At 56.5% G+C, this 13,045-nt stretch carries 5 protein-coding genes; 2 read left to right on the top strand and 3 right to left on the bottom strand.

The window, feature by feature from the left end:
* Positions 1 to 29: 29 nt before the first annotated feature.
* The 3 genes from AFK63_RS16570 to gltB form a co-directional block, all read right to left on the bottom strand.
* A complete protein-coding gene (locus AFK63_RS16570; protein ID WP_071603746.1) occupies positions 30 to 2,579 on the bottom strand; it encodes an autotransporter family protein in 2,550 nt (849 codons plus the stop codon).
* Between the two features lie 372 nt (positions 2,580 to 2,951).
* Positions 2,952 to 4,370, bottom strand: coding sequence for a glutamate synthase small subunit (locus AFK63_RS16565; RefSeq protein WP_038865558.1), 1,419 nt, complete (start codon positions 4,368 to 4,370; stop codon positions 2,952 to 2,954).
* Between the two features lie 13 nt (positions 4,371 to 4,383).
* On the bottom strand, positions 4,384 to 8,844 hold the full coding sequence (gltB, locus tag AFK63_RS16560; protein ID WP_144420912.1) for a glutamate synthase large subunit: 4,461 nt from the start codon (positions 8,842 to 8,844) through the stop codon (positions 4,384 to 4,386).
* A 684-nt stretch (positions 8,845 to 9,528) separates the two neighbouring features.
* Here gltB and AFK63_RS16550 point away from each other — a divergent pair.
* A complete protein-coding gene (locus AFK63_RS16550; RefSeq protein ID WP_038865641.1) occupies positions 9,529 to 10,464 on the top strand; it encodes a TIGR01212 family radical SAM protein in 936 nt (311 codons plus the stop codon).
* 111 nt (positions 10,465 to 10,575) lie between these two features.
* Entirely contained in the window at positions 10,576 to 12,915 is a 2,340-nt protein-coding gene (gene arcB, locus AFK63_RS16545; RefSeq protein ID WP_038865556.1) for an aerobic respiration two-component sensor histidine kinase ArcB, read from the top strand.
* Positions 12,916 to 13,045 lie beyond the last annotated feature (130 nt).

Raw genomic sequence — 13,045 nt, 5'->3', positions numbered from 1 at the left:
GAGGCGGTTGTGCTTTTATGCGCGCCCGATTACCAGCGGTAGTTCACCAGCATATGGCCGGAGTACGCATTGTAGGAGTTGTCGCCCCATTCGCTGCTAACGCGGAAGGATACGGTTGTTGCGTCGTTCATTTTGCCGCTCACGCCGGTTTCCAGCTGGAAGCGATTAGACGGCACGTTTGAATCGAGCGTCTCGTCATTAAAGTTCAGATCGCTCATGCCGTTACCGATAAGCCAGTTCACCGCGCCGTAAGGCTGCCAGGCTTCCACCGATTTCTGATCGACATAGCTCGCTTTAAGACCGACACGGCCCAGCACAGCATCATCATCCGGCGTACCGACGCGGGTGCCGTTATATTCGACGTGATAATCCTGATCCAGATGGCTGTAAATCACCTGACCCTGCGGTTCAAATTTCATGGTGCGCGCCTTTTCGGACGGTACCAGCCAGGCGTGGCCCAGCTCCAGCGAGGCGGCATAGCCCTGGCTGTCATACTTCTCGCCCGGCATGTCATCGCCGTTCACCTGGCTGTTATACCAGCTGTAAGATGCCCAGCTGTCGATATAGCTGCCGAGGCGCAGTTTTTCGTCTTCCTGCCAGGTGGCATAGAGACCAAGGTTGTAGCCGTTAACGCGGCCATCAGCCGAGCGCGTGTTGTGGCGCGCATCGGCCGTTGTGTCGCTATAGCCTGCGCCGAGCATGAAGCCGGTGTGCAGTGTACCGGTTGAGAGATTTTTGCTCAGCACGTCGCTACCCAGTTGCACCACGGCGGAGCGAATTTTGTATTTGAGGTTGCTGTCGGCGAAGTGGCCGTCGTTATACTCGCCTTTGACATACATCCAGGTGTTCAGATCGTCGGCGTCGCGCAGCATCAGCTGATCGCGGTCATCGCGTTTATGCATAAACATCTGCTGCGCCGCCAGGTAGTTGGCCATGTAGACACCAGCTTCCGGACGGTAGACTTCCGGCGCCGGAGGCGTATTGCCGCCATCGTCCCCGCCGTTATCGTTGCCGCCATTATCGTCCGGATCAGGTGTCGGATCGGGCGTTGGTTCCGGGGTATCGCTGGCTTTTGATTCCAGATACCAGTTGCCGTCATCGTGCTGATAGAGGTCATATTCCCACATCCCTGCGACAACCGGTTTATCCAGCGTGAAGGACGCATCAGAAGCGCCGCCGACGCTAATAAGCTCAATGCCGTTGATGGTCTGCGCGCCCTGACCGCCGATATTAGTGACTTCCAGCGAAGAACTGCCCGCGCTGTTGCCGGTAATAGCCAGATGATCGGTCGGGGAGTCGTCTGCTCCCGCCTCGGTGTTCATCACGATAAGGCTGCCGGTGTCGCCAGTGTAATTGCCATCAATAGTAAACGCGTTACCAACGCTGTCCTCGCCCGCAATTTGCAGCGTGCCCTGGTTGGTGACATCGCCGGTGATTGTGTTGCCGGACGCAGGCGTCGTGGCGTTTTCATTGCCGCTTACCGCATTCCAGGACGCCAGCACGCCGCCTGCGGCGATAACCACGTTACTGTTTACCGTGCCCGCAGAAGCAAATGTGGCGCCATCGTTGATATTGATATTCCCTGTGCCGCCGTTCGGCCCTATCGTGCCGTTTTCGGCAAGCAGCGTCGTGCCGCCGTTGAGCGTGGTATCGCCGCTATAAATGTTATTGCCGCTCAGCGTCAGGGTGCTGGCATTTTCTTTCACCAGATTACCGGTTCCGGAGATATCGCCCGCGAAAGTATAGTCCGCCGCCTGGTCGAAAATCAGCGTCCCGTTATTGGTGACGTTGCCCTGGAGCGCCGCGTTATCGCCGCTGCCGGTACCGATTTGCAGCGTGGCGTCAGCGTCGATAAGCGACGCGCCGGTATTTTTTACCTCGCCGCCAAGCGTCAGCTTGCCGGTTTTTACGATAAGGCTGTCGCCGTCGCCAGTCAGATCGATATCACCGGTCAGCGTCCAGTCGCTGCCGTCCATCGTCAGCGATGTAAATCCTTCACCGGTATTTGCGCCAGTAAAATTGCTGTCTTCGTTGCCGCTGTCGTTGAGGGTAATTGTACTGTTCGCTGAGCCTGTCGTGATCACATCGCCTTGCAGCACCGAGCCTTCTTTCAGGATTAGCGCATTATTGCCGTCGTTTTCAAAAGAGATCGCATAATCACTGCCGGAGATTGTACCGGTATTGACGATGTTGAGGGTTTTGGCATCAATGACACTAATTCCCGTATTGACGCTACTGATCGTGCCATTATTTTGTAACGTGAACATAGAAGAGCTTTGCCCGTCTATTTCCACCTGCATGGCATTGCCAAAATCATTTTTAATAGTGCCATTATTGGTAAAGGTGACGATATCTTCGCCCTGAACAGAGACGGCAGGTTTGGATTTTGACGAGGACATCGTTACATCCGCGTTAACGATGTAATCAGTATCACCGCTAACGATATAGCTGCTGTTGGTATCTTTGGAAATAATAGTTTCTGCATTCACCATCATTGGTGAGGATAGAAAGACAACAGGAAAAACATTGTACATCAGCCTGGTGACAATGTTCATTCTGAATGTTTTATCTTTATTCATAATTACGTCCAATATAATAATGTGTTGAATAAGAGTCGGCGTCGCCGCAGATTATTTCATTGCTCACGTAAATAACATGCCTTCCGAAAAGATGCAGAATTTATAAATATAAAATATGAATGTATTTAGCAGTCTGATTTCAGGCAGGCCGTTTATTTATTGATTCTGTAAATGAACGGCGTCAGGTCAGGGGAGCGGCAAAGCGGCTAAAATAAAGGTTATCCGGTAAAGAGTGAAAAATAGTACGATGAGAGAAATATTTTGTCTGGTGAATAGTCTCTTTTCGGAAACAAAAAAAGATTGATTTATTAATAGTGGAAATAAAAAAGGGAAGCGCGAGGCTTCCCTTTGAGAGCGTGTGAACGGCGAGGCTCAGACCTCGAGATAGTTCATGATGCCGTCCGCCGCTTTACGTCCCTCAGCGATAGCCGTCACCACCAGATCCGAGCCGCGCACGATATCGCCGCCAGCAAAGATTTTCGGGTTGCTGGTCTGGAAGGCATTGTCGTTGCCTTCCGGCGCAATCACCCGGCCCTGTGAATCAAGCTCAACGCTGTGCTGCGCCAGCCACTCCATGCTATGCGGACGGAAACCGAACGCCATGACCACGGCATCAGCGGGCAGTACATGTTCAGAGCCCGGCACGATTTCCGCGCGACGACGGCCTTTCTCATCCGGTTCGCCCATCTGCGTGCGCGCCATCTTCACGCCGCATACTTTGCCATTAGCGTTGATCTCAACGCCGAGCGGCTGCACGTTGAACTGGAACTCCACGCCTTCTTCACGCGCGTTTTTCACTTCACGACGCGAGCCCGGCATGTTCTCTTCATCACGACGGTACGCGCAGATAACGTGGGTCGCGCCCTGGCGCACCGAGGTACGCACGCAGTCCATCGCGGTATCGCCACCGCCCAGTACCACTACGCGCTTGCCTTCCATGCTGATGAAAGGCTGCTGCGCGTCTTCCTCAAAGCCCATAATCTGACGGGTGTTGGCGATGAGGAACGGCAGCGCTTCATACACGCCCGGCGCGTCTTCGTTCTCAAGCCCGCCGCGCATCGACTGATAGGTGCCGACGCCGAGGAACACCGCGTCATACTCCTGTAGCAGCGCGTCCATCTGAATGTCGCGGCCCACTTCAGTGTTGAGCTGGAACTCAATGCCCATGCCGGTAAAAATTTCGCGGCGGCGGGTCATCACCTCTTTTTCCAGCTTGAACGCGGGAATGCCGAAGGTCAGCAGGCCGCCGATTTCCGGGTTGCGATCGAATACGACGGCTTTCACGCCGTTGCGCGTCAGCACATCGGCGCACGCGAGGCCCGCCGGGCCCGCGCCGATGATCGCAACGCGTTTGCCGGTCGGTTTCACGCCGGAGAGATCGGGCCGCCAGCCCATTTCGAACGCCTTATCGTTGATATAGCGCTCAATATTGCCGATGGTCACTGCGCCGAATTCATCATTCAGCGTGCAGGAGCCTTCGCACAGCCTGTCCTGCGGGCAGACGCGACCGCAGACTTCCGGCAGCGTGTTGGTCTGGTGAGAAAGCTCGGCGGCTTCGAAAATGCGCCCCTCGTTGGCAAGCTTCAGCCAGTTGGGGATATAGTTATGGACCGGACATTTCCATTCACAGTAAGGGTTGCCGCACGACAGGCAGCGGTCTGCCTGTGCTTTGGCCTGGCCTTCTGAGAAGGGCTCATAAATTTCCACAAACTCAATTTTACGGATCTTAAGCGGCTTTTTTGGCGGATCAACGCGCTGTAAGTCGATAAATTGGTAAACGTTCTGACTCATCAATCGTGACCTCTTACTGCGCCTGCACCCGCAGCTCGGCTGCGGAACGACTACGGTGACCCAACAATGCTTTGACATCACTGGACTTCGGTTTAACGAGCGCGAACTTCGAGGAGAACGCCGGCCAGTTTGCCAGAATCTCTTCGCCGCGATGCGAACCGGTCTGCTGAACATGCTCGGTGATAAGCCCGCGCAGATGTTCTTCGTGAATCGCGAGATCGTCTACATTCAGCACTTCTACCAGCTCCGGGTTCACGCGCTTGCGGAATTCACCATCTTCATCCAGGACATAGGCGAAACCGCCCGTCATGCCCGCGCCAAAGTTGACGCCGGTTTTGCCAAGAATGCAGACAATGCCGCCGGTCATGTATTCACAACCGTTATCGCCGATGCCTTCCACGACCGTAATAGCGCCGGAGTTACGCACCGCGAAGCGCTCGCCCGCGCGGCCTGCGGCGTAAAGACGGCCACCCGTCGCGCCATACAGGCAGGTATTGCCAATTATGCTCGCTTCATAGCTTTTGAACGACGACCCTACCGGCGGACGAATCGCGAGCAGACCGCCCGCCATGCCTTTACCGACGTAGTCGTTGGCATCGCCGGTCAGGTGCAGCTCCACGCCGCCTGCGTTCCAGACGCCGAAGCTCTGACCTGCGGTGCCGGTGAAATACGCTTTAATCGGGTCGGACGCGAGGCCCTGATCGCCGTGCGACTGCGCGATATACCCCGACAGCAGCGCGCCTACAGAGCGGTCAGTATTGCGAATATCAAACCAGAACGTTTTGCTCTGGCGACTTTCCACATACGGTTTCGCCTGCGCCAGCAGTTGCGCGTTCAGGTCGCCTTTATCAAACGGCGGATTACTCTCGGTGCAGTAGACCGCTTTGCCTGGATGCGGCTCGGCGGTTTCCAGCAGTTTCGCCAGATCCAGCTTCTGCTGCTTCGCCGTAAAGCCTTCCAGCTCTTTCAGCAGGTCGGTGCGGCCAATCAGATCCACGAGGCGCGTCACGCCAAGCTGCGCCATGAGTTCGCGCGTTTCACGGGCAATAAATTCAAAGTAGTTGGTCACTTTGAACGGCAGGCCGTGATAGTGGTTTTTACGCAGTTTGTCATCCTGGGTCGCGACGCCGGTGGCGCAGTTGTTCAGGTGGCAAATACGCAGGTATTTACAGCCGAGCGCCACCATCGGGCCGGTGCCGAAACCGAAGCTTTCCGCGCCGAGGATGGCTGCTTTAATGATATCGAGGCCGGTTTTGAGACCACCGTCCACCTGGAGACGAATCTTATGACGCAGACCGTTCGCCACCAGCGCCTGCTGGGTTTCCACCAGGCCGAGCTCCCACGGACAACCCGCATATTTCACGGAAGAGAGCGGGCTGGCGCCCGTGCCGCCGTCATAACCGGCAATGGTAATGAGATCCGCATAGGCCTTCGCCACGCCGGTCGCGATGGTGCCAACGCCCGGCTCGGAGACCAGCTTCACGGAGATCATCGCCTTCGGGTTGACCTGTTTTAAGTCGAAAATCAGCTGCGCCAGATCTTCAATCGAGTAGATGTCATGGTGCGGCGGTGGGGAGATAAGCGTCACGCCCGGCACCGAGTAACGCAGTTTAGCGATGTACGGCGTCACTTTATCGCCAGGCAACTGACCGCCTTCGCCAGGTTTTGCGCCCTGCGCCACTTTAATCTGAATCACATCGGCGTTGACCAGATACGCTGGCGTCACGCCGAAGCGCCCGGAAGCCACCTGTTTGATGCGCGACACTTTGTTGGTGCCGTAGCGTGCCGGGTCTTCGCCGCCTTCGCCGGAGTTAGAGAAGCCGCCGAGGCTGTTCATCGCCTCCGCCAGCGACTCATGCGCTTCGGGGCTCAGCGCGCCGATAGACATCGCTGCGGTGTCAAAACGTTTAAACAGCTCGCTTGCCGGTTCGACATCCTCCACGCGAACGGCTTCGCCCTGCGGGTTCAGCGCCAGCAGATCGCGCAGCGTTGCCGCCGGGCGTTCGTTCACCAGCGCGGCATATTGCTGATAATCACTGTACTCGCCGCTCTGCACCGCCTGTTGCAGCGTGCGCACCACGTCCGGGTTATAGGCGTGGTATTCGCCGCCGTGCACATATTTCAGCAGCCCGCCCTGGGTAAGCGGCTTACGCGCAAGCCAGGCGCGTTTTGACAGGTTTTGCAGATCCTGCTCGAAATCCGCAAAGCCCGCGCCGCCGATGCGGCTGACCACGCCCTGGAAGCAGAGCTCAGAGACATCACGATGCAGACCGACGGCTTCAAACAGTTTGGAGCAGCGGTACGAGGCAATGGTCGAAATGCCCATTTTGGACATGATCTTGTACAGCCCTTTGTTGATGCCGTTGCGGTAGTTCAGCATCACGCTGCGGTAATCTTTTTCGATAGCGCCGGTATCGACCAGTTTCGCCAGCGTTTCGTAGGCGAGGTACGGATAGATGGCGGTCGCGCCGAAGCCGAGCAGTACGGCGAAGTGGTGCGGGTCGCGGGCGCTGGCGGTTTCCACAATGATGTTGGCGTCGCAACGCAGGCTCTGTTCCACCAGACGCGTCTGGATAGCGCCGACGGCCATCGGCGCCGGAACCGGCAGACGGTCTTTGGCGATATTACGATCCGACAGCACCAGCAGCACAGTGCCATTGCGTACCATCTGTTCCGCTTTATCGCACAGCGCTTTGACGGTCTCTTCGAGCGTCGTCTGCGCCGGTTCGAAGGTGATATCGAGCGTATCCGCGCGATAGTGCTCTTCTTCAAGCGTGGTGAGCTGTTTAAAGTCAGAGTAAAGCAGGATCGGTGATTTAAAGCTCAGACGATGCGCCTGACCTTCGGCTTCGCAGAAGACATTCATCTCGCGGCCAATGCTGGTGGCAAGCGACATCACGTGCGCTTCGCGCAGCGGATCGATAGGCGGGTTAGTCACCTGCGCGAACTGCTGGCGGAAGTAGTCATAGATAATGCGCGGCTGGCTGGAGAGCACGGCGAACGGCGTATCGTCGCCCATCGAGCCTACGGCTTCCTGGCCGTTTTCGCCCAGCACGCGGATGACGGCGTCCAGCTCTTCATTACTGTAGAAGAACTGTTTCTGATAGCTTTCCAGCAGCGCGTCGTCCATCTCACGCTGACCCACCTGATCGTCAGGCAGATCTTCAAACGGCACCAGACGGCGGACGTTTTTCTCCATCCATTCTTTATACGGATGGCGGCTTTTCAAATCGTTGTCCGTTTCCGCCGAGTGCAGAATGCGCCCGCCGCGGGTGTCGATAACCATCAGCTCGCCCGGCCCGACGCGGCCTTTTTCCACCACTTCGTCAGGCTGGTAATCCCAGATGCCCACTTCAGAGGCGCAGGTGATGAGCTTGTCTTTGGTGATCACATAGCGCGCCGGGCGCAGGCCGTTGCGGTCGAGGTTACAGGCGGCGAAACGGCCATCGGACATCACGATGCCCGCCGGGCCATCCCACGGCTCCATGTGCATAGAGTTAAAGTCGAAGAACGCACGCAGCTCCGGGTCCATATCCGGGTTGTTTTGCCAGGCCGGCGGCACCAGCAGACGCATGGCGCGCACGATATCCATCCCGCCCGCCAGCAGCAGTTCAAGCATGTTATCCATGGAGCTGGAGTCGGAGCCGGTTTCGTTAACAAACGGCGCGGCGTCGTGCAAATCAGGAATAAGCGGGGTCTGGAATTTATAAGTACGCGCGCGCGCCCACTGGCGGTTGCCCGTGATGGTGTTGATTTCACCGTTATGCGCCAGATAGCGGAACGGTTGCGCCAGCGGCCAGCGCGGCACGGTGTTGGTGGAGAAGCGCTGGTGGAACAGGCAGATGGCCGACTCCAGACGCAGATCCGCCAGGTCCAGGTAGAAGCGCGGCAGATCCGCCGGCATACAGAGACCTTTATAGATGTTCACCAGATTCGAGAGGCTACAGACGTAGAACTCTTTATCATCAACCAGACGTTTTTCAATGCGACGGCGAGCGATAAAAAGGCGGCGCTCCATATCGCGTGGACGCCAGCCTGCCGGGGCGTTCACAAAAATCTGTTCAATGCGCGGCATGGAAGAAAGCGCAATTTCACCCAGCACGCCTTCGTTGGTCGGCACGACGCGCCAGCCCACAATAGAGAGGGTTTCCCGCTGTAACTCTTCTTCCACGATACGGCGCGCGGCGCTGGCTTTCTCAGGATCCTGATTCAGGAACAGCATACCAACGGCATAATTCTTGGCTAAACGCCAGCCGAGCTCCTCGGCGACCATGCGGAAAAAGCGATCCGGTTTTTGCAGCAGCAGGCCGCAACCGTCGCCGGTTTTACCATCGGCGAGAATAGCGCCGCGGTGTTGCATGCGCGCCAGCGCATGGATCGCGGTACGCACTACCTTGTGGCTAGGTTCGCCTTCTATGTGGGCGATCAGGCCGAAACCACAGTTATCCCTCTCAAGGGATTTATCGTACAACATATCAGTGAACCTCCCCAGGCTCTGCGGGACTCCCTCCTGTACCGATGGCGCGCGGGCGCAAAAAGGGTGTGGCGACAGGGTATTGCGCGTCATTCGCATACCTTGCGTGTCGCCCTCCAGATATCCTTTTTCATCGGTACATCGTCGTTGAGGACTTACTTAAGAGGGAATCTCATTTACTGCATAAATATGATGAGCAGAACGCTCATCGAGAAAGCTTCCAGCGAATTTCCAACTTATCGGGAATCCGCACACAGGTCAAATGTCATTCTTATTTATTCAAAACTGTGCTAAAGCGAACTTATCGCTTTGAAAAACAAATACATTTAACCTTTTTTACATTGCCTTTTCCGGGTGATAAGCGGCGTTGATGTGTGATCTGACTCACTATAAGAAAGCGGCTATATGTGGATAGCACGCTGTTATTGCGTTTTAAAGCAGCACGATCTGTTGCTGAATGCCCGCGAGCCGCATAAACGCTCTGTTTTTTACGGTCCGTCATAATCCTTAAATAATCGCCGCGATCATAAGGAAAAGTAATTAGCATTTAGGTGACTAAATCGTCGGTTATGTTGAATGGTTATTCAACAGATAAAGGCAGGGCGAGGCGCTTGATCCATGTCATCGCCGGAAAGATATAAAAATGGCAGGCTGACGCCCTTTCGCTGGGCGGCTTTTCAGATTATGCAGTTACAAAAATTAGTCAATATGTTTGGCGGCAACCTGACGCGTCGTTACGGCCAAAAAGTTCATAAACTCTCTTTGCATGGCGGCTTCAGTTGTCCTAACCGCGACGGTACGCTCGGGCGCGGCGGCTGCACCTTCTGCAATGTCGCCTCGTTCGCCGATGAAACCCAGCAGCATCTCTCTATTGCCCAACAGCTGGCTCAGCAGGCCGTGCGGGTGGATCGCGCGCGCCGCTATCTCGCTTATTTTCAGGCCTATACCAGCACGTTCGCCGAGGTTAACGTACTGCGGGAGATGTATCAGCAGGCGATAAGCCAGGCGGATATCGTCGGGCTGTGCGTCGGCACCCGTCCCGACTGCGTGCCGGAAAGCGTGCTGGATCTGCTGGCGGGCTATTGTGAGCAGGGGTATGAAGTCTGGCTGGAGCTGGGGCTGCAAAGCGCACAGGATAAAACTCTGCACCGAATCAACCGCGGGCATGACTTCGCCTGTTATCAGCATACCGCGCGCCGGGCGCGGGCGCGGGGGCTGAAAGTTTGCACGCATCTGATTGTTGGCCTGCCGGGCGAAACCGGCGCCGACGCGCTGGCGTCGCTTGAACGCGTCGTGGAGACCGGCGTGGACGGCATTAAATTGCATCCGCTGCATATCGTCGAAAGCAGCATCATGGCGAAAGCCTGGCGGGCCGGGCGACTGGCCGGGATCGCGCTGGAGGAGTACGCCGTCACGGCCGGGGAGATGATTCGCCACACGCCGCCTGAAATCATCTACCATCGTATCTCGGCCAGCGCTCGCCGTCCGACATTGCTGGCGCCGCTGTGGTGCGAGAACCGCTGGACCGGTATGGTGGAAATCGATCGTTACCTTAATCAGCATGGCGTTCAGGGCTCGGCGCTCGGACGACCCTGGCGCGGCGCGCCTGACGCGCCTTAAGCGCTGCTTTTTCCGCCACTCGCCATTTTACCCCGCACTTTTTTGCCTGAATTGCCGCCTCAGGGGCGGATTTAGGTATTATTGAACGGAATATCAGTACAGGAATCCTTTATGAAACAGATCCGCATGCTGGCGCAGTATTACGTTGATTTGCTGGTAAAGCTTGGCCTGGTGCGCTTTTCGCTGCTGCTGGCTCTCGCGCTGGTGGTGCTGGCGATGGCGGTGCAAATGGCCGTGACGATGGTGCTGCATGGTCAGGTTGAGAGCATCGATGTTATCCGCTCAATTTTCTTCGGTCTGTTGATTACGCCCTGGGCGGTCTATTTCCTGTCGGTGGTCGTGGAACAGCTGGAGGAGTCGCGTCAGCGGCTCGCGAAACTGGTCGATAAGCTTGAAGAGATGCGCGAACGCGACCTGAAGCTTAATGTGCAGCTCAAGGACAATATCGCCCAGCTCAATCAGGAGATTGCCGATCGCGAAAAAGCGGAAGCCGAGCGTCAGCATATGCTGGAGCAGTTAAAAGTGGAGATGAAAGAGCGCGAAGTAACGCAAATTCAGCTGGAGCAGCAATCTTCCTTCCTGCGTTCGTTTCTCGACGCCTCGCCGGATCTGGTGTTCTACCGCAACGAAGATAAAGAGTTTTCCGGCTGCAACCGCGCGATGGAGTTGCTTACCGGTAAGAGCGAGAAACAGCTCATTGGCCTGAAGCCGCATGAGGTCTATGCGCAGGAAGCGGCGGAAAAAGTGCTGGAGACCGACGAAAAAGTCTTCCGCCATAACGTCTCGCTGACCTACGAGCAGTGGCTCGATTACCCGGACGGGCGCAAAGCCTGCTTTGAGATCCGCAAAGTGCCGTATTACGACCGCGTGGGCAAGCGTCACGGGCTGATGGGCTTCGGGCGCGACATTACCGAGCGTAAGCGCTACCAGGACGCGCTGGAGCGCGCCAGCCGGGATAAAACCACGTTTATCTCCACCATCAGCCATGAACTGCGCACGCCGCTCAACGGCATAGTGGGCTTAAGCCGCATTCTGCTGGATACCGACCTCAGCGCCGAGCAGGAAAAATACCTGAAAACAATCCACGTCTCCGCGGTGACGCTCGGCAATATTTTCAACGATATTATCGATATGGATAAAATCGAACGGCGTAAAGTGCAGCTCGACAACCAGCCTGTCGATTTCACCAGCTTCCTGGCGGATCTGGAAAACCTCTCTGGCCTGCAGGCGCAGCAGAAAGGGTTGCGCTTTGTGATGGAACCCGTTCGGCCAGTGCCGCATAAGGTACTGACTGACGGCACGCGTCTGCGTCAGATCCTCTGGAACCTCATCAGCAACGCGGTGAAATTCACCCAGCAGGGCCAGGTGACAGTGCGCGTCAGCTATAACGAAAACGAACAGCTACGCTTTGAGGTGGAAGATTCCGGCATCGGTATTCCGCAGGAGGAGCAGGACAAGATCTTCGCCATGTATTATCAGGTGAAAGACAGTCAGGGCGGCAAACCGGCCACCGGAACCGGGATTGGTCTTGCGGTATCGCGTCGCCTTGCGAAAAGCATGGGCGGCGATATCACCGTATCCAGCAAGCCAGGTCTGGGGTCGACATTTATCCTGACAGTGCAGGCGCCGCGCGTGGCGGAAGAAGTGGAAGACACGCTGACCGATGACGAAATGCCGCTGCCGGCGCTGCATGTGCTGCTGGTGGAAGACATCGAACTTAATGTGATCGTCGCAAGTTCGGTGCTGGAAAAACTCGGCTGTAGCGTCGAGGTGGCGATGACCGGCAAAGCGGCGCTGGAGATGTTCAGCCCCGGCGAGTTCGACCTGGTGCTGCTGGATATTCAGCTGCCGGACATGACTGGCCTTGATATCTCGCGCGAGCTGCATCGCCGCTACGCCCGCGAGGCGCTGCCGCCGCTGGTGGCGCTGACGGCCAACGTGCTGAAAGATAAAAAAGAGTATCTGGAGGCCGGCATGGACGACGTGCTGAGCAAACCGCTGGCGGTGCCGGCGCTCACGGCGACGATTAAAAAGTTCTGGGATACGCAACCTGACGATGAGGAGCATGACGTGACGACAAGCGATGACGGCAAGCAGGAGGCGCTGCTGGATCTCCCGATGCTGGAGCAATATCTGCAGCTGGTTGGCCCGAAACTCATCACCGATGGTCTGGCGATGTTCGAAAAAATGATGCCGGGTTACCTGAGCGTGCTGGAATCTAACTTCACCGCGCGCGATCAAAAGGGCATTGTGGAAGAGGGGCATAAAATCAAAGGCGCTGCCGGCGCGGTAGGGTTGCGTCATTTGCAGCAGCTGGCGCAGAAAATCCAGTCGCCCGATCTGCCGGCATGGTGGGATAACGTTGGTGAATGGATCGAAGAGCTGAAGCAGGAGTGGCCGCACGACGTAGAAGCGCTGAAAGCGTGGGTTGCCAGTGCCGGAAAAAAATGACCCCGGCTATACCGGGGTGCGCGAATACTGCGCCAACACCAGGGAAATCGTGGCCTCGCCATTGATTAGTGATGTTGATCTTTTTAACTACGTGGCGCGGCCTGAGTAATCAATGCGCTCGTACAATAAG

This window comes from Cronobacter muytjensii ATCC 51329 (genome assembly GCF_001277195.1).
Classification (GTDB): domain Bacteria; phylum Pseudomonadota; class Gammaproteobacteria; order Enterobacterales; family Enterobacteriaceae; genus Cronobacter; species Cronobacter muytjensii.
This window is presented reverse-complemented; position numbering and strand designations above follow the sequence as displayed.